Genomic DNA, 18,811 nt, shown 5'->3' with positions numbered 1-18,811 from the left:
CATTCAGCTTGCGTGTCGGCCTTGGCTGCCAATGACCCGGAATCACGCAGGGCAGCTTGAATTCGACGCTCGCGGTAAAACGCATACGTGATCAGCAAACTAAAGCCCAATGACCAAAAACACAGAATTAAAGCCGTCATGATTTTTCCTCGAGCATGGCAACTGCGAAAGAAGTGGCGATCAAGAAAATACTGCTTGTAGCCATCAAGGCACCTGCCCGAATCGTATCAACATCGGTCAGATCGCCGATCAACAGCGCCGCAAACCCCGTCACCAGAAATCCAGTCCCCACGCCTATCATGAAATTGGTTAGCCACCGAATGGTTAAGTTGTTCATCGACATCCTTGTGAAAACACTGACCCGCCAAATCCATGGCAGGAAAACCCTATACACAAAGCAACTTAGCTCGTACTTAATGCCTCCACCAGTCGGCAAAAACTGTCAGACGCGCGATTTTTCCTACTGCTGAAACGGCCCGATTTCGTCGAGACCCCGTCACCGCGGCATTGGCTTTGTAGGACGCGTATCCTGCATCTCAATGACTGTCGCGTTTTGAGACAAATTCACGCTCATTGCCGATCAAACACTTCCCCCGTCACCCCATGAAACGGGGCTGTGCGCGACCCTCGAGCATTTGGCACAACCATTGCGAAAGCCCCTCTCGATCCCATCGAACAACAAGAGGTTTCGCCATGCCCCTGCCCTATCTGCTCCCTGCCACCTCGGCCTTCATCCAGCGCCCGCCGCGCATGCTGATCGGCGGCGACTGGGTCGAAGCCGCCGACGGCCAGACCATGCCGCTGCACAATCCGGCCACCGGCGAAGTGCTGTGTGTGGTGCCTCGCGCCACACCGGAGGATGTCGACCGCGCGGTGCTCGCCGCGCGTCAGGCTTTCGATGATTCCGCCTGGAGCCGCACCCGTCCGCGTGAACGGCAGAACCTGCTGTGGAAACTCGCCGACCTGATGCAGCGCGACGCCGAACTGCTGGCTCAACTGGAATGCCTGAACAACGGCAAGAGCGCGGCGGTGGCGCAAGTGATGGATGTACAACTGGCCATCGACTTCCTGCGTTATATGGCCGGTTGGGCCACCAAGATCGAAGGTTCCAGCGTCGACGTTTCGCTGCCGCTGATGCCCGGCGATCAATTCCACAGTTTCATCCGCCGCGAAGCTGTGGGCGTGGTCGGCGCCATCGTTGCCTGGAATTTTCCGCTGCTGCTGGCCTGCTGGAAACTCGGCCCGGCGCTGGCCACCGGTTGCACCGTGGTGCTCAAACCCGCCGACGAAACCCCGCTGACCGCGCTGAAACTGGCAGAGCTGGTACTGGAGGCAGGTTATCCGGAAGGCGTGTTCAACGTGGTCACCGGCACCGGGATCACGGCCGGTTCCGCGCTGACTCACAACCCGTTGGTCGACAAGCTGACCTTCACCGGCTCCACTGCCGTCGGCAAGCAGATCGGCAAGATCGCCATGGATTCCATGACCCGCGTCACCCTGGAACTGGGCGGCAAATCACCGACCATCGTCATGGCCGACGCCGACCTGAAAACCGCTGCGGCGGGTGCGGCCAGTGCGATTTTCTTCAACCAGGGCCAGGTCTGCTGCGCGGGCTCCAGGCTGTACGTGCAGCGCAAGCATTTCGACAATGTGGTGGCCGATATCAGCGACATCGCCAATGCGATGAAACTCGGCAACGGCCTCGACCCTAGCGTGGAGATGGGCCCGCTGATTTCCGCGCGCCAGCAGGAGCGGGTCTACAACTACATCGAAATGGGCCGGGAAAGCGGCGCGACCATCGCCTGCGGCGGCGAGCAATTCGGGCCGGGGTTCTTCGTCAAACCGACGGTGATTGTCGATGTCGACCAGCAACATTCGCTGGTGCAGGAAGAGATCTTCGGGCCGGTGCTGGTGGCGATTCCATTCGATGACGAAGCCGATGCTTTGCGCATGGCCAATGACAGCCCTTACGGCCTGGGCGCCAGCATCTGGTCGAACGATCTGGCGGCGGTGCACCGGATGATTCCCCGGATCAAGTCGGGATCGGTGTGGGTCAACTGCCACAGTGCGCTGGACCCGGCGCTGCCGTTTGGTGGCTACAAGATGTCCGGCGTCGGGCGCGAGATGGGGTATGCGGCGATTGAGCATTACACCGAGTTGAAGTCGGTGTTGATCAAGTTGTAATGACTGGGCTCATGGCTCAGGGTTTGAAACCCTGAGCCAACAGCCACCCGCGAACGGCTCGCCCCTGCTCTAACGTCAACCCCGCCAACACCTGATCCGCTGGCTCATCGCACAACCGCCGCACCAGCGGCGCCAGTTCCACGCCTTGCACATGCCAGATCCCCAGCGGCTGATCCGCCGTGATCACCACCTCGGTTTCATCGACAAACCCGTCACGCAACACCGGCATCCGCTCGATGCGCAGCGCGGCAAAATCCGCTGCCGCATGGGCCATTTCAACGTCGGGCCACTGTCGCCGTGCTTGCCAAAACGGCTGATCGAGCCAGCGCTTTTCATCGGCATAAAAGTCTCGACCTATCCGCGCAAAGCGAAGGAACAACTGCTCAACTCGCTGACGGTGAAAACGCTGCGCCAGCAACGCCCGCTCAGGTTTGCGCAACAGTGTGTTGATCACCAATGGCGCCTGCAAAGCCGAGGACAACGACTGAAAAATCCCGTTGCCGGACAGCGGGTCCACTGCCATCGCCGCGTCGCCGACACGAATCCAGTTATCAGCGCAGACCTGTGACGCGAGAATCGCAGTGCTGCTGCGAGCGTGCAGTTGCAACGCCGATTCCTGCCCGCCGGCAAAGAACGCTTGAGCAAAATCGGAGGCCTGACGCCGCGCGCGGCAGTAATCGAGCAACTGCGCCTTACCCGGCAACCCGGCACTGGCAACGTCCACGGTCCATTGCCAATAACATTGGCCGTCGTCACGCCGGGCCATCCACGCCCAGCCATCCTCAAGGCTTTCCACGGCGCTGGCGGTCACACCCGGCGTACCTTGCCAGCGATTGAGCAGGCTGACCGTCTCCGGCCCGCGCAGACCTTTTCCGGATGCCGGCGCTTGTCGCCCCCGAGCTTCCACCAGGAAATCCGCCGCCAACTTCTGTCCGCCATCGAGTTCGACCTGATGGCCGTCGCCCGAGGACTGAACACTCAGGATTCGTCCTTCAATCACCTCGACCCCGGCCACCCGCAGATCTTCACGCAAACCACGATCGAAGGCCGGGCGATCCAGCAGAAACTCGATGTTCTGCGCATGCTGCTGACCATTCCACGAAACCTGTCGCCGGGACGGCAACGTGGTGTCCGCCAGCGCATGATCCAACCCGGCACCGCGCAACGCCTCCAGTACCCGTTGCGACACGCCTTCGAGCGCCGAAAACCGGCGCCATTCGCTGATCAGCGTCACGGCGTAACCCAGCCGTCGTAACCCCAGCGCCACCGCCGCACCGGCTGGCCCGGCACCGAGAATCAGGATCGGCGTCATGGACCGAAACGCCGTTCAGGGCCGCGATAGCGAGCGTGCTGTTTCAGCCAGGCGATGACCTCGGCATTGCTCGCCTGCGGGTGCGCCAGCAGATAGCCCGCGATGTGACCGCTTAACGCGGCGCACCCCAGGCTGGCGCCGGACTGCCCCGGATAGGTGCCACGAACACACGCGGCAAAATCCGCCTGCGCGCTGTCGAGCCAGGACCATTGTTCATCGGTACAACGGGCATCGCCGGTCACCCGCAATACTTGCGGATAACTGGCCGGAAACACCGCTGCGCCCTGTGCCGGGCTCGATGCACACAGCAACACACCTCGGGCCACCGCCGCCGCGCAGGCCTGGCGCAACAGGCTGCGATCCTGCCGCAGGCCCAGACTCAGATTAATCAGCCGCACGTCCTGCGCCACCAGCCAGTCAATGGCTGCTGAAATCTGCAAGGCGCTGGTGACACCGCGCTGATCGAACACCTGAGCCACACAGATCTGCGCGGCCGGTGCCCGGCGGCTGATCGCCTCGATCACCGCGCTGCCATGGCCAAGCGGATCGTCGCGCAAATCCGATTCCGCCAGTCCGTCCTCCAGCAACGAGAAACGTCGCCCGGCAATCACCTGCACTCGCTGCGCTGCCGAGTACCCGCTGTCGACCACACCGATACGCAATTCAGGCTTCATGCAGCACCGTTTTCGAAATGAGTACACCGTCGAGCAACTCGAAACGCAGGTCGGCATCGGCCAAAGTCGAGGGGCGGTGGCTGATGAGGATCCGTGTGCGCCCGGCAAACAAACGGTCGATGGCTTCGATCACCTCGCGCTCGGTGGCTTCGTCGACGGCCGACGTGGCTTCGTCGAGCACCAGAATCAACGGATCCTGCAACAACGCCCGCGCTATCGCGATGCGCTGTTTCTGCCCGCCGGACAACTGCTGGCCGCGCTCGCCCAACGGGCTGTCGAGGCCTTCGGGCAACGACGCGATCAGGCTGTCGAGTTGCGCCAGCCGTGCGACTTCAGCGATGGCTTCGCGGCTGGCGTCCGGCACTGCGTAAGCCAGGTTGTCGGCGAGGCTGCCGCGAAACAGCACGATGTCCTGACTGACCACGGCGATGCGTCGGCGCAGTTCGAACAGCTCAAGTTCGCGCAGATCCACTTCGCCGAGCAGCACCCGCCCGGACTGCGGATCGTGATGCCGTTGCAGCAGATCGATCAACGTCGACTTGCCGACGCCGGAGCCGCCGCTCAAGGCGACTTTCAGACCGTAGGGAATCGTCGCTTCGATGCCGCTCAACGTGCTCGGCCGCCCCGGATGGCTGAAGTGCACCGCGTCGAAACGCAGTTCGCCCGAGGTCGGAAACGGTTTTGGCGTGACCGGCGAAAACACCGTGGGTTCTTCGCCGCGCAACTCCATGACCCGACCGAGACTGACGGTCATGCGCTGGATCGCCACGTAAAGCCCCAACAGGCTCTGCACCGGCCCGACCGCCATCCCCAGATAGGTGGAAAACGCGATCAGCGCGCCGAGTTGCCAAGTGCCCTGCACCACCCAATAACCGCCGATCAAAAAAGCGCAGGCGCGGGACAGCGAGGTCAAGGTGCCGGGCACGGCCTGAGTGAAAAACTCGGTGACTTGCAGGCGCAACAACTGGTTCATGTAGCCCTGTCCGAGGTTTTCCAGACGTCGTGCTTCACGCTGCTGCTGACCGGCGGACTGGATGAATTTCATCACCGGCAAGGTCTCGACCATGAACGACGACATGTCCGCCGAGCGCTCGCGCAACTGCCGCACATCGCGCTCGACCTTGCGCCGCATCCAGCGCAGCCAGAGCACGTCGAGCGGGATCAGCACCAGCGCCAGCAGCGAGAGTTTCCACGACAGCGTTAACAGCATCGCAATCGCGACCACCAGGCCGATCACGCTCGATACCGCCGAGAACAACGAGTCCACGGCGAAGCGCTGAATCTCCGCCACATCACCGTCGAGCCGCGACATCAGATCGCCGATCCGCCGCTGGCCGTAGAAGCTTGGCGACAGCTTCTGCAAATGCCGATAAAGGTCGTCACGAAGGGCAAACAGAATCCGCCCGGACAGCCGCGTGTGCAGATAACGGTTGATCCCCGACAACGCCGTGCCGAGCAACCCGGCGATGATCATCAGCACCGCGATCATTACCAGCATTGGAAAGTTGCGCGCCAGCAGCCCGTCGTCGATCAACAGTTTGACCAGCCAAGGCTGCACCAGCACCAGCAGCGAAGCGCACACCGACAGACCGAGCAAACCGGCAATCGCCAACCGCTGCGGCCGCACGAAACCGTACAACCAGCGCAACGCGGCTTGCAGCGCCGCGGGGTTCTGGCTGTCGATCAGCCGCATGAACAGGCGGTGCATCACGAGCGCAACTGTTTGAGTTTGCGGTACAGGGTCGCGCGGCTGATGCCAAGGGCGTCGGCCGCAGCCGAAACGTTACCCTGATGGGTATCGAGGGACTGGCGAATCATCTCCAGCTCGTTCTCGCGAATGCTACCGGTCTGGGGTTTCTCGCTGGCAGAGAGTTCGTCGAGCATGCTGTCGGGCAGGTGATCGAGGGTCAGCACGGTTTCACCGGGTTCGCGCATGGCCAAAGCGGTGCGCAAGACCATTTCCAGTTGGCGGATGTTGCCCGGCCAGTGATAACCCGCGAGCAGGCGATTGAGGTCGTCGTGCAACACGGCGTTCGGCGCGTCGAGCTTGCCCAGCAAGCGAGTGACCAGCGCGGCGAAGTCATCGCGCTCACGCAGGGCCGGAAGCATCACGCTGATGCCGTTGACCCGGTAGAACAGATCCTCCCGGAATTGCTTGTCCTCGACCTGACGCTTGAGGTCGCGGTGGGTGGCGCAGATCAGCGCGACGTCGATGTCCTGCTCTTCTCCGGCCCCCAGTGGCGCGACTTTGCGATCTTGAAGAACGCGCAGCAGGCGCGCCTGCAAGGCCAGCGGCATGTCGCCGATTTCATCGAGGAACAACGTGCCGCCATGGGCTTGTTGCAGTCGCCCGATCATCCCGCCACGACGCGACCCGGTGAACGCGCCTTCGCGGTAGCCGAACAGTTCCGACTCGATCAGGCCTTCGGGAATTGCCGCGCAGTTCACGGCTACAAAGGGTTTGTCGCTGCGGCTGCCGGCCAGGTGCAGGGCACGGGCGATCACTTCTTTACCGGTGCCGGTTTCGCCGAGCAACAGCACCGGCAACTCATTGGCCAGACCTTGGCGGGCCATGCGCAGAGCTCGGGCATAACGGGCGTTGTTGCCGGCCAGTGCTTCCAGATCCGGTTGCGCCTTGGCAGTTTTCGCCACGCTGCGCGGCGGGCCGCCGAGGTTGACCGAGCGCGCCGGGGCTCGCAGGGTCTTGTAGAAAAATTCGCCCTTGGCGGTCTGCACACTGCCGACGCCGCCCTGTTGCAGACGAGTCAGCAATTGCACGCCATCGACCCCGAGGAACTCCTCACAGCGCTTGCCGACCAATGCAGAACGCTCGGCCCGCAGCAACTGACAGGCCTGGGCACTGACCGCCAGAATCTGCCCGCCGAGACTCACTGCCAGCAGACCTTGCCACGGCGATTCCAGATACTGCCGGCGACTGTGAAACGCCAGGACGATCTGATCGGGAAAACTGTTGTTGAACACTCGGCTCTCGATCTGGCTGACCGCCATGCTCAGCAGCGCGGTGCTGTCATGGACGCGGCCGAGCGGGCCTTCGCGGGTCAGGTCGAGAACGCCGAGAATTTCGCCCTGGGGGCAATGGATCGGCACCGAGGTGCAGGAAAAATCGGTGAGGCGGTCGAGGTAGTGTTCGCCGCAATCGATCAGGGTGGGCCGTGCTTCCACCAGTGCCGTACCGAGGGCGTTGGTGCCGCGTGCGGCTTCGCTCCAGCAGGCACCGAGGGTGATGTCCTGCAGGCCGCTGCCCTTGAGCCGGTCGGCACGTCCTTCGACCGCGAGAATGGTAGCGTCGGAATTGGCGAGGATGATCAGGCCTTCCTTGCCCTGACGTTCGGCCAGGTAGTCGATGGCCGGAATCGCCGCATCGATCAGCAGGCGATTGCTCGCCAGCAACACATCGAGACTGGCGCTCGATTCCAGCGCCAGCTCATGCTTGCCATTGAAATGCACGCCGTGGCTCAGGCTGCGCCGCCACGAAGCATCGATCTCCGCACGCAACACGCCATCCGGGACCTGCCCTTCGAGATGGAGTTTTTCCCGGGCCAGCCGGGCTTCGTGGTGAGACTTGGGATCGGTTGTTTTTATTAGAGTCATCAAGCGCTCCGGAGCGGTCCGCTTTGCGCTTTTTCACATCAGCGCCCTGACGCCAATGTTTACGTTAACGTCAGGGCGATGGCAAGCACCACAGGGCGCTTCGTCAGGTGGATCGTCTCAGCGCCGCCACACCTCGGCATTCACGAAAAACGCCCGTGCGTTGTCTTCGAGACTTTCCAGGTGATAGCCGCCTTCCTGCACGATCAGGCACGGCAGGCCGAGGCTGCGGATCCGCTCACCCAGTGCTGCAAAACCTTCGCGGGTCACGGCGACTTTGCTTTGCGGGTCCAGTTCATAGATATCGAAGCCCAGCGACAGCACCAGCACCTCGGCGCCGAACTCGCGCACCGCGCTCAACGCAACTTCCAGTTGCCCGAGGAAATCCGCTTCGCTTGAACCATGGGCCATCGGCAGGTTGAGGTTGAAGCCCTCTCCCGCACCGCTGCCGCGTTCGTCGGCAAACCCGGCGACGCCGGGATAGAAGTTGGTCGGATCGCCATGCACCGAAACGTAGAGCACGTCATCACGATCGTAGAAGATCTCCTGAATGCCTTGGCCATGGTGCATGTCGGTGTCGAGCACCGCGACCTTTTCGAACTTGTCGCGCAACACCTGCGCCGCTACCGCTGCGTTGTTCACGTAACAGAAACCACCCGCCGCTTCGGCCCGGGCATGGTGCCCCGGTGGACGGCACAGTGCATACGCTGCCGGTTCACCATCGATCAGCGCCTGCGCCCCGGCCACTGCGCTTTGCGCCGACCAGTAGGCCGAACGCCAGGTCTGCTCACCGACCGGGCAACTGCCGTCCGCCAGATAGCGCGCCGCCTGGGCAAGGATGCCGCGCAAGGCGTTGGGCTCGCGGACGAAGATGTTCGACATCACCTCATCGCCCCAGTCTTCGGGGATTTCCTTCCAGCGTGCATGCGCTTCCTGAAGGAACGTCAGATAAGGCGCGCCATGCACAGCCAGCAATGGGGCGAGGCCGGCATCGGCGGGCTGCTCGACACTAAAGCCCAGACCGTGAGCGGCTTGCACCAGACGCTGAGCGCGCTCGGGGACTTCCTGCGGCGTGCGCATCTGCCCGCGCGAGTAATAGCTGCGCGGATGGTGGAGCAATTGTTCGGGATGGAAAAAGCTGCGCATGCTTCAGACTCCTTGTTCGATTCGACCGGCGCGGGCCAGCACGGCGTTGAGCAAAACATCGGTGCCCTGCTTCACGTCTTCGGGCAACACATCTTCGGCCTCGTTGTGGCTCAAACCACCGACGCACGGGATGAACACCATCGCCGTCGGGCAGTAGCGCGCCAGATGAATCGCGTCATGCCCGGCACCGCTGACAATCGACTGCTGAGCGTAGCCCAGCGCATCCACCGCCTCTTGCACTGCCGCCACGCATTCGACGTCGAACGGCGTGGCCGGACTGATCCAGTGCGGGGTGATGGTCAGGTTCAGGCCTCGTCCATCGGCAATCGCCTGCAACCGGGCGCGGACTTGTTGCTCCATGGCGGCAATGGCGTCGTCGCGGTGATGACGCAGATCGACGGTGAAATTCACCAGCCCCGGAATGGTGTTGCGCGAGGACTTGTTGATACTCAGTTCGCCAACCGTGGTCAGGCCCTCCGGCGCAAAATCCGCCGCCAGACCTTCGATTGCCTGAATCATCCGCGCCACGCCGTACAAGGCGTCTTTACGCAGCGGCATCGGCGTGGTGCCGGCGTGGGCCGCCATGCCTTCCACACGCACGTCGAGCCAGCGGATCGCCTGACCACCCGTGACCACGCCGATGCTTTTGGCGTTGTCTTCAAGGATCGGGCCTTGCTCGATGTGCGCTTCAAAATACGCATCCACCGCGCCGCCCAACGGACGCTCACCGGCGTAACCGGTCCGCTGCAAGGCCTCGGCAACGCTGATGCCATCGGCATCACGTACCGCCAGCGCGGCATTCAGATCCATGATTCCGGTGAACACCGCCGAGCCGAACATGGCCGGGGTGAAACGCGCGCCTTCTTCGTTGGTCCACACGGCCACTTCCAGCGGTTTGCGGGTCTGGATGTTCAGGTCGTTAAGGCAACGCACCACTTCCAGCCCGGCGAGCACGCCGTAGACGCCATCGAAACGGCCGCCCTCGGGCTGGGTGTCGAGGTGGCTGCCCATCATCACCGGCGCGGCGTCCGGATCGGTGCCGGCACGACGGGCGAACAGGTTGCCGATGGCATCCACGCTCAAGGTCATGCCGGCTTCGCGGCACCAGTGGGCAAACAGTTCGCGACCGGCCTTGTCTTCATCGCTCAATGCCAGGCGGCAGCTGCCACCTCGGGCTGTAGCACCGATTTCGGCCATGGCCATCAGGCTCGCCCACAGGCGTTCGCCATTGATTTTCAACATGAGGTTCTCCTGAAATTCCGGGTTAGGCACGGGCCATTTCCGCGCGATGGGCGCTGGCGTGACGACGGGCGAGGGACAGTACGCAGACCAGCGAGATACCGGCGATCAGGCTGTAGAACACTGCCATCGGCCACCACTGCCCGGTGAACTTGTGCGCCAGCATCGTGCCGATCAGCGGCGTCAGGCCGCCGGCCACCGCGCCGCAAATCTGATAGGCCAGGGAGATCGCGGTGTAGCGCACGCGGGTCTCGAACATGCCGCTGACGTAACCGGCGATCACCGCGTAGAACGACGCCATGCACACCACCGCCAGGGCGATGCCGAGGATGATCAGCGGCGCCTGGGCCGAGCTGACCAGCACGAACATTGGATACGGCGAGGCCATCGCCAGCAGCGACACCAGACACAGGAAGCGCGTTGCCCCGATCTTCTCGGCAGTCCACGCAGCCAGCGGCTGAATGCAGAACTGAATGATCGCGACGAAGAACAGGCATTCGAGAATCAGCGAACGCGGCAGCGCCAGTTGTTGAGTGGTGTAGGCGATCATGAAGGTGTTGGTGAAATACACCCCGGCGATGCCCAGCGTGTTGGCGCCGATGCACAGCAGCAGCGGACGCCACGCGGTGCGCAACACTTCCATCACCGGCGCCTGTTCTTTCTTGATTTGCTTGGTGGCCTGCTCGCGGCTGGCGAGGAATTCCGGCGACTCGTTCACGCCCAGACGAATCGCCAGACCCACCAGCAGCAACAGCGCACTGGCGAGGAACGGCACGCGCCAGCCCCAGCTCATCAAATCTTCTTCCGGCAAACGAGTCACCGCGCTGAAGGCTAGCAGCGACAGGATCAACCCCGCCGGGCTGCCCAATTGCGCGAACGACGCGAAGAAATTGCGCCGGCCCTTCGGCGCATGCTCGCCGGCCATCAACACCGCCCCGCCCCACTCGCCACCGACAGCGATGCCCTGAACGATGCGCAGCAGAATCAGCAGCACTGGTGCCGCCGCGCCGATCTGCGCGTAGGTCGGCAACAGACCGATGCACACCGTGACCACGCCCATCATCAGCAGCGTGATAATCAGCGATTTCTTGCGACCGATACGATCGCCGATATGACCGAAAATGATTCCGCCCAACGGCCGGGCAAAGAAGCCCACGGCGAAGGTGCCGAATGCGGCCATGGTGCTGAACAGCGGATCGTCGGAGGGAAAGAACAGCGCGCCGAACACCAGTGCGGCGGCGGTGGCGTAGATGTAAAAGTCGTACCACTCGATCATGGTGCCGATGAAGGCTGCGGCCGCCGCACGGCGCGGCTGGTTCGAAGCGTGGGGCTTCATGGGGTCGGGCTCCTTTGATTGTTTTTCTGGCAGGAGGGAAACGGCAAATCCGAGGCACTCTAACGGCGCCTGTCTGGGGGTGATTTATCGTCCCGGGGCTATGATTAGTCAATTTTCTATTTATTATTCCGACTATTACCCAACCTTATAATCGAGAATCCCATGGCCGAACGCGATGTCCAGCGCCTGCTCAACGACCGCCTCGACTGGAACCTGTTGCGCACCTTCCGGGTAATCGGCCAGGAGCTGAGCATCAGCCGCGCCGCCGCGCGTCTGCACCTGACACAACCGGCGGTGAGTCAGGCGCTCAAGCGTCTGGAGGAGCAACTGGGTCGTCAGTTGATTGCCCGACGCGGTCCGCGATTTGCCCTCACCGAGGTTGGCGAGCAGATCTTCGAACTGGCCGGCGAGATCTACGGACAGATGTCCCAGGTCAGCAGCCTGCTGGAGCAACCGGCCGACGAAGTGATCGGCAAGGTGCGGCTGCTGATCATCAGCCGGATCTTTTCCGAGCGCTTCGATGACTTCCTCGCCGACTTTCACCGGCAGTATCCACGGGTGGATCTGGAGGTCGATGTGATGCGCAGTTCGGACATCGTCAGCGCCCTTCAGGAGAAAACCGCGACCCTCGGCCTGAGCCTCAATCGCCGCCCGCAACCGCGCCTGGAACAGCGTCTGTTCCTGCGTCAGCGCTATGCGTTTTTCTGTGGCAAACACCATGCGCTGTTCGGCCGAAAGGACATCGGCGAAGGCGATTTGCAGCGGGAGAATTTCGTCAGTTTCACCAGCGACCAGATTGGCGGGATGCTCTCACCACTGACGATTTTTCGCGATCAGCAAGGCTTCAGCGGACGTATCGTCGCCTCATCGCCGAGCCTGGAGGAAGTGCGACGACTGGTGATCGCCGGATTTGGAATTGGTTGTTTGCCGGAGCACGTGGTGGCGGCGGACGTCGAGGCCGGATTGCTCTGGCGCCTGCCACCCCACGAAGGGATCGCCGATGTCGACATTCATCTACTGTGGAACCGCGATCAGCGCATGAGCCGAGCCGAGACGCTGTTCATCGAGCGCTTGCAGGCCTGTCTGGCGGATCAGTAACCGAGCAGTCGATCCGCGCTGTTGAGCAAAGGCTCACCGGCATTCAAACGGCGGAAGTTTTCGGCGATCTGTTCGGCGATGCAATCGTGGGAGGCCGCCGAAGCCATGTGCGGTGTGATGGTCACGCCCGGGGTTTTCCACAGAGAATGGCTGGCGGGCAGCGGTTCCTGTTCGAACACATCGAGCAGCGCCCCACGCAGTTTTCCACGGGCCAGTGCCTGTTGCAGATCCTCAATGCTCAGATGCCCGCCGCGGCCGACATTCACCAGTGCCGCGCCGTTGGCCAGCCGTTCGAAGGTCTGACGATTGAGGATGCCGCGTGTTTCGTGAGTGAGCGGCAACAGATTGATCAGCAACTCCACACCGTCGAGAAATGGATTGAAGGCATCAGTGCCGGCGAAGGTCTGCACACCCGGCAGATCCTTGCTGCTGCGCGCCCAGCCACGTACGTCGTAACCGGCGGTTGCCAGATCTTGGGCGATTGCGCTGCCGAGCGAGCCGAGCCCCATCACACCGATCCGGAACTCATGGGCCGGGCGTTGCAGCGGTCGCTCCCAATGCTGCTGGCGCTGTTGCTCAAGGACTTGATCGAAGCCGCGATGGTAGTGAATCACCGCCCAGCGCACGTATTCGGTCATGCCCTGGCGATGGCCGGGATCGACCACCCGGCACACCGGCAGGTCCGGGCACGACGGATCGTGCTCCAGATGATCGATGCCGGCGGCGACCGAGTGAATCACTTGCAGATTGGGCAGCGCGGCGAGGCTGTCCGGCAGCGGAAACCAGCACGCTGCGATCTGCGCATTCACCGCCCGGGGATCATCGGCCAGTACCGCCGAGAGCTGCGGCGCACGGCGGGCAAAGGCTTCCTGCAACTGTTTGAGCAACAGCGTGTCACGGGACATCAGTGCAACGGTGTTCATGACAGATAGGACTCGCGCTGGGATTCGATCAGGGTCAGTGCGGCCTCCCAGGCCAGGTCGATGATGTTGTCCTGTTCATCGCGGTCGAACTGTTCGGCGGTGTGAGCGCAGACTTCCGGCGACGGGAAATGCAGCTCGCAGCCGCCGGCCAGTGCTTGCACTTGCGCCTGGCAGGCACGTTCCAGAAAGTGGATTTCCTGAAACGCCTGGGCCACGCCTGAGCCGCCGACCAGCAAGCCGTGATTGCGCAGGATCATCGCCCGGTGCGGACCGAGATCGGCGATCAAACGCTCGCGCTCATCCAGCGACAAGGCGATGCCTTCGTAGGTGTGATAAGCAAGTTTTCCGTAGAACTTCAGTGCGTGCTGACTGATCGGCAGCAGGCCTTGTTTCTGTGCAGCGACGGCCATGCCGGCAGCGGTGTGGGTGTGGATCACGCAGTTCAGATCCGGCCGCGCCATGTGGATCGCCGAGTGAATCACGAAGCCGGCGGCGTTGACACGATGCCCGGCGTATTCAGGGTCGACGATGCGCCCGTCCTGATCGATGCGCACCAGATCGGAGGCGCGCATGCGGTCGAAGATCACGCCGTAGCGGTTAATCAGGAAATGATGCTCCGGCCCCGGAATCCGCAGGGTGATGTGGGTGTCGATCAGGTCGGTCATGCGAAAGTGCGCGATCAGGCGGTACAGCGCGGCGAGCTCGCAACGGGCTTGCCATTCGATCGGGTCGATGTGGGCGGGTTTACTCACGAATACACCTCTTTACTTGCGTGAAGGACGACCGGGTTGGCCCGCAGACGCGCGAGGCCACAGACACCGATCAGGGAAAGAGCGGACAGCAGCGTGAAGAACACCGCCAACGGCAGCCACTGCCCGGAGAACTTGCTGGCCAGCAGCGTGCCGATCAGCGGCGTGGTACCGCCGGCAACCGCACAGCTCAATTGGTAGGCGATGGAAATGCCCGAATAGCGCAGATGCACCGGGAACGCCTGGGTCATGTAGCCGGCGATCACCGCATACAGCGCCGAGAGGATCACCACCGCGATGGCGATGCCGAGGGTCATCAACAGAATGTTCTGAGTGCCGACCAGCAGGAACATCGGGTACGGCGTGACCATGCACAGCAACGCCACCAGCATCAGGAACCGCCCTTCGCCGATGCGTTCGGCCAGCAGCGCCGACAACGGTTGCGAGAGCAATTGGATGATCGTCACCAGGAACAGGCAGTCGAGAATGGTCGCTCGTGGAATGCCCTGATATTGGGTGACGTAGGTGATCATGAAGGTGTTGGTGAAGAAGAAACCGGCCGAGCCGATGGTCACGGCGGCGGCCGCGAACAGGATCTGTCGCCAGCACTGACGGATAACATCCTTCACCGGGTATTTCGCGGTTTCGTTGTTGTCTTTGGCCTTGGCGAACTCCGGCGATTCGTGCACACCGGAACGGATCATCAACCCGACCATCATCAGCACGCCACTGGCGAGAAACGGCAGACGCCAGCCCCAGGCGAGGAAGTCTTCCGGCGACAGCGACGTGACCAGACGGAACGCGATCAATGCCAGCAGCAAACCCGCCGGGCTACCGAGCTGGGCGAACGAGGCGTAGAAGGTCCTGCGTTTGGCCGGCGCGTGCTCGCTGGCCATCAACACCGCCCCGCCCCACTCGCCACCGACAGAGATGCCCTGAATCAGGCGCAGGATTATCAGACCGATGGGCGCCCAGATACCGACGCTGGCGTAACTCGGCAGCAGACCGATGCCAGCGGTGGCCAGGCCCATCAGTGCCATGGTCACCAGCAGCATTTTCTTGCGGCCGAGGCGGTCGCCCAGGTGTCCGAACACCATGCCGGCCATCGGGCGGGCGATGAAGCCAACGGCGAAACTGCCGAACGCGGCGAGTGTGCTGGTCACCGGATCGCTGCTGGGAAAGAACACTTGCCCGAGCACCAGTGCGGCGGCGGTTGCGTAGATATAGAAATCGTAGAATTCGATGGTCGTGCCAATGAAGGCAGCGGCCGCGGCGCGACGCGGCTGAGCGGTGGTGTGCATGCAAGAACCCTGTGTATTTATAGTTTTGGGCAGGTGTCGAGGCGGCTGACAGTCGCGCTCTGTGGCGCTTGTGGGCTTTATCGCTTCCGTGACAGGATTAGTCAATTTTCAAAATCTTATCTTTACTATTAGCGTGGCTACTGCATGAGCTCTTCCTCGAATCCCTGGATCGGCCGACGTTTTCTCAACGACCGGCTCGACTGGAACCTGCTGCGCACGTACCTGGTGATCGGTCAGGAAGGCAGCATGAGCCGCGCCGCTGCGCGATTGCACATCACTCAGTCGGCGGTCAGTCAGGCGTTGAAACGTCTCGAGGAACAACTGGATTGTGTGTTGATTGCGCGCAGCGGACGGCGCTTTGATCTGACGGAAACCGGGGAGGAAGTCCTGCGGATTGCGGCGGATATCTACGGCGATATTTCCCGCTTGGGCACCGTGCTCGAGAACCGCCATGACGATGTTGTCGGCAAGATCCGCATCCTCACCGTCAGCGGCGTGCAGGCGCGGCATTACGATGAGTTTCTTGCGGACTTCCACGAAACTCACCCGAAAATCGAGCTGGAAGTCGAAGTGATGGGCAGCTCGAACATCATCAGTTCATTGCTGCAAAAGACCGCTACGGTCGGTGTCGGATTATGTCGCCTGCCACAGCCGCGGCTGGAGCAACGGGTATTGTTTCGTGAGCGCTATGCGTACTTTTGCGGACAGCGGCATCGACTGTTCGGGCAGCAGAATCTGACACTGGAGCAATTGGCGGCGGAGAACTTTGTCAGCTTCACCAGCGATCAGCTTGGCGGCAATCTTTCGCCGTTGACGCTGTTTCGTGACCAGCAGGGTTTTACCGGCAAGATCGTCGCTTCCTCTACCAGTTTCGAAGAGATTTACCGATTGATCTGTGCAGGATTCGGCATTGGCTGTCTGCCGACTCACCTGGTCCGTCGGGATGTCGAACAGGGCTTGCTGTGGCGCTTGCCGCCGGAGGACGGGGTGGTGGATTTCGATATCCAGCTGCTGTGGAATCGCGAACAGAAGATGACTCAGGCGGAAACGGTGTTCCTCGACAGCTTCCAGCACATGCTCAGCTTGCGTGAGCCTGTGCTGTGAAGCTGTGGCGGATTACACGTGAGGATCGCCCGGCGCCTTGGTCGGCGCAGCGTATTGCGGCTTGAGGTGACCGTCCTGGTCGAGTAGCCAGGCGTCCATGATCTGCCGTACCACGGGACCTGCGACTCGGCCACCGGCCTCGCCGTTCTCGATCATTACCGAGATCGCGATCTTCGGATGTTCGGCCGGGGCAAACCCGACGAACAGAGCGTTGTCACGATGGCGCTCGAGGGTTTTCTCGCGGTTGTAGCGCTCACCCTGCTTGATCGCCACCACCTGCGCCGTACCACTCTTGCCGGCGATGCGGTATTGCGCACCGGCTGCAGCGGCGCGGGCGATACCACGGGCGTCGTGCATCACCATCTGCATGCCGTGGTTGACCTGATCCCAGTCACGCGGATCCTTGAGCAGGATGTTTGGCATCGGGTGTTCGTCCACAGGCGGCACACCGTCGACGGTCTTGGCCAGGTGCGGACGATTCCAGACGCCCTTGTTGGCGATCAGCGCGGTGGCCTGAGCCAATTGCAGCGGCGTGACCTGCATGTAGCCCTGGCCGATGCCGAGAATCACTGTCTCACCGGGGAACCAGGCCTGGCGTCGAGTGGCGCGCTTCCAGGCTTGGGAAGGCATCAGGCCGGGAGACTCTTCGAACATGTCCAGCGAGACTTTCTCGCCGAGGCCGAACATCGCCATGTAGTCGTGCAGGCGATCGATACCCAGCTTGTGCGCCAGGTCGTAGAAGTAGGTGTCGTTGGAGCGCATGATCGCCGCATCCATGTCCACCCAGCCATCGCCGCTGTGGTTCCAGTTGCGGTACTTGTGGTCGAAGTCCGGCAACTGGTAGTAGCCCGGATCGAAAACGCGGGTCTGTGGCGTGACCACGCCGGCATCGAGCCCGGCAATTGCCACCTCGGGCTTGATCGTCGAACCGGGCGCGTACAAGCCGCGCAGCACGCGGTTGAACAGCGGTCGGTCGATGGAGTCACGCAGCGCGGAATATTCCTTGGAGCTGATACCGGTCACGAACAGGTTGGGATCGAAGCTGGGATTGCTGACCATGGCCAGTACTTCACCGGTCGAAGGGTCCAGCGCAACCACTGAGCCGCGACGGTCGCCCAGGGCGGCTTCGGCAGCTTCCTGAAGCTTGACGTCGAGGCTCAGGACGATGTTTTTGCCGGGCACTGGATCGGTGTGCTTGAGGACACGCAATACGCGGCCCTGAGCGTTGGTCTCCACTTCCTCGTAACCGACATGGCCGTGCAGTTGCGCTTCGTAGAAACGCTCTACACCCGTCTTGCCGATGGATTGGGTGCCGCGGTACTCAACGGAGTCGAGCGTCTTGGATTCTTTTTCGTTGATGCGACCGACATAGCCGATCGAGTGAGCGAAGTGCGCGCCGAGCGGGTAGTGACGAACGAACTGCGGTTCGACATCCAGCCCCGGCAAGCGGAACTCGTTGACCGCCAGCACGGCAATCTGTTCTTCGGTCAGTTCATAGAACAGGGTCACCGGTGTAAACGGGTGACGCGACTGCTTCATGGCCTTGTCGAAGACCGAACGATCTTCCGCGGGCAGGTGCAGGAGACTGATGACTTCGTCCAGCTCCTGATTGACATCAGTGGCTCGTTCGCGGGTGATGATCAGGTTGTAACTGGGACGGTTGTCGGCCAGCAGCACGCCATTGCGGTCGTAAATCAGCCCGCGTGTTGGGGGGATTGGCAGGACGTGGACGCGGTTGTTTTCGGAGATGGTCGAGTGGTAGTCGAACTCGACCACTTGCAGGATGTACAGACGCACTACCAGTGCACAGCTTATCGCGAAGACGAACAAGGCACAGGCAACCAGCCGTTTGTTGACCAGACGCGTCTCTTTTTCGTGATCCTTGATGGGAATTGGTTCAGGCATTTCTGCAGCAACTCTTTGACAAAATGAGCGCCGATCCGTGGGCGAGACATCAGTCCGTTAAAAACGAGCTGCACCATACCAAAAACCGGGCGGTCATTTCAGAGGGATTTCCCCAGTGGTTACGATCACGACGCCTGGCCCCCTCTTCCAGGATTTTCCTGCGGGCAAAACAAAACCCCAACTGCTTTCGCAATTGGGGTTTCGGAATTTAATCTTGACGATGACCTACTC

At 61.9% G+C, this 18,811-nt stretch carries 15 protein-coding genes; 3 read left to right on the top strand and 12 right to left on the bottom strand.

Annotation, left to right across the window (positions count from 1 at the left end; all coding sequences use genetic code 11):
* Positions 1-136: 136 nt before the first annotated feature.
* Positions 137-337, bottom strand: coding sequence for a hypothetical protein (locus tag AC07NR_RS27435; RefSeq protein ID WP_432217296.1), 201 nt, complete (start codon positions 335-337; stop codon positions 137-139).
* 356 nt (positions 338-693) lie between these two features.
* On the opposite strand from AC07NR_RS27435, the gene AC07NR_RS27430 reads away from it, so the two are divergent.
* A complete protein-coding gene (locus tag AC07NR_RS27430; RefSeq protein WP_495079868.1) occupies positions 694-2,184 on the top strand; it encodes an aldehyde dehydrogenase family protein in 1,491 nt (496 codons plus the stop codon).
* Between the two features lie 16 nt (positions 2,185-2,200).
* On the opposite strand, the gene qhpG is transcribed toward AC07NR_RS27430, so the two are convergent.
* The 7 genes from qhpG to AC07NR_RS27395 all read right to left on the bottom strand — a co-directional run bounded on the left by qhpG (position 2,201) and on the right by AC07NR_RS27395 (position 11,500).
* Positions 2,201-3,496 carry a flavin-dependent monooxygenase QhpG gene (qhpG, locus tag AC07NR_RS27425; RefSeq protein ID WP_305836407.1) on the bottom strand — a complete coding sequence of 432 codons (1,296 nt, stop codon included), beginning with the start codon at positions 3,494-3,496 and terminating at the stop codon, positions 2,201-2,203.
* On the bottom strand, positions 3,493-4,170 hold the full coding sequence (gene qhpE / locus AC07NR_RS27420; protein WP_305836406.1) for a subtilisin-like serine protease QhpE: 678 nt from the start codon (positions 4,168-4,170) through the stop codon (positions 3,493-3,495). The genes qhpG and qhpE overlap by 4 nt, the downstream gene beginning before the upstream one ends.
* Positions 4,160-5,878 carry an ABC transporter ATP-binding protein gene (locus tag AC07NR_RS27415; protein ID WP_495079867.1) on the bottom strand — a complete coding sequence of 573 codons (1,719 nt, stop codon included), beginning with the start codon at positions 5,876-5,878 and terminating at the stop codon, positions 4,160-4,162. The genes qhpE and AC07NR_RS27415 overlap by 11 nt, the downstream gene beginning before the upstream one ends.
* Positions 5,878-7,782 (bottom strand): sigma-54-dependent Fis family transcriptional regulator, encoded by a 1,905-nt coding sequence (locus AC07NR_RS27410; protein ID WP_248741223.1) that lies wholly within the window; start codon positions 7,780-7,782, stop codon positions 5,878-5,880. Before AC07NR_RS27410 ends, AC07NR_RS27415 begins: the two co-directional genes overlap by 1 nt.
* Positions 7,783-7,899: 117 nt before the next feature.
* The gene (locus AC07NR_RS27405; protein WP_495079866.1) at positions 7,900-8,925 is read right to left on the bottom strand and encodes a histone deacetylase family protein; all 1,026 of its coding nucleotides are present in this window, start codon (positions 8,923-8,925) and stop codon (positions 7,900-7,902) included.
* 3 nt (positions 8,926-8,928) lie between these two features.
* Positions 8,929-10,167 carry a Zn-dependent hydrolase gene (locus AC07NR_RS27400; RefSeq protein WP_423203975.1) on the bottom strand — a complete coding sequence of 413 codons (1,239 nt, stop codon included), beginning with the start codon at positions 10,165-10,167 and terminating at the stop codon, positions 8,929-8,931.
* Positions 10,168-10,189: 22 nt separating this feature from the next.
* Entirely contained in the window at positions 10,190-11,500 is a 1,311-nt protein-coding gene (locus AC07NR_RS27395) for an MFS transporter (protein WP_495079865.1), read from the bottom strand.
* A 162-nt stretch (positions 11,501-11,662) separates the two neighbouring features.
* Between AC07NR_RS27395 and AC07NR_RS27390 the strand changes: the two genes are divergently transcribed.
* Positions 11,663-12,598 (top strand): LysR family transcriptional regulator, encoded by a 936-nt coding sequence (locus AC07NR_RS27390; protein ID WP_085704518.1) that lies wholly within the window; start codon positions 11,663-11,665, stop codon positions 12,596-12,598.
* Here AC07NR_RS27390 and AC07NR_RS27385 read toward each other — a convergent pair.
* The 3 genes from AC07NR_RS27385 to AC07NR_RS27375 are packed head-to-tail and all read right to left on the bottom strand — an operon-like array spanning position 12,592 to position 15,571.
* On the bottom strand, positions 12,592-13,521 hold the full coding sequence (locus AC07NR_RS27385) for a 2-hydroxyacid dehydrogenase (protein WP_495079864.1): 930 nt from the start codon (positions 13,519-13,521) through the stop codon (positions 12,592-12,594). The two genes, AC07NR_RS27390 and AC07NR_RS27385, sit on opposite strands and share 7 nt — an antisense overlap.
* A complete protein-coding gene (locus AC07NR_RS27380) occupies positions 13,518-14,273 on the bottom strand; it encodes a class II aldolase/adducin family protein (RefSeq protein ID WP_011335215.1) in 756 nt (251 codons plus the stop codon). Before AC07NR_RS27380 ends, AC07NR_RS27385 begins: the two co-directional genes overlap by 4 nt.
* Complete coding sequence (locus AC07NR_RS27375; protein WP_495079863.1) at positions 14,270-15,571, bottom strand: MFS transporter; 1,302 nt, start codon at positions 15,569-15,571, stop codon at positions 14,270-14,272. The genes AC07NR_RS27380 and AC07NR_RS27375 overlap by 4 nt, the downstream gene beginning before the upstream one ends.
* A gap of 144 nt (positions 15,572-15,715) precedes the next feature.
* Here AC07NR_RS27375 and AC07NR_RS27370 point away from each other — a divergent pair, with 144 nt between their 5' ends.
* Positions 15,716-16,675, top strand: a complete 960-nt coding sequence (locus AC07NR_RS27370; protein WP_495079862.1) for a LysR family transcriptional regulator — start codon at positions 15,716-15,718, stop codon at positions 16,673-16,675.
* Between the two features lie 12 nt (positions 16,676-16,687).
* Here AC07NR_RS27370 and mrdA read toward each other — a convergent pair whose 3' ends face one another.
* Positions 16,688-18,580, bottom strand: coding sequence for a penicillin-binding protein 2 (mrdA, locus tag AC07NR_RS27365; RefSeq protein WP_085713108.1), 1,893 nt, complete (start codon positions 18,578-18,580; stop codon positions 16,688-16,690).
* Positions 18,581-18,811 lie beyond the last annotated feature (231 nt).

Source organism: Pseudomonas sp. GW821-FHT09C09, assembly GCF_059418105.1.
The sequence above is the reverse complement of the archived record's forward strand: the minus strand, read 5'-3'. Positions and strand labels throughout refer to the sequence as shown.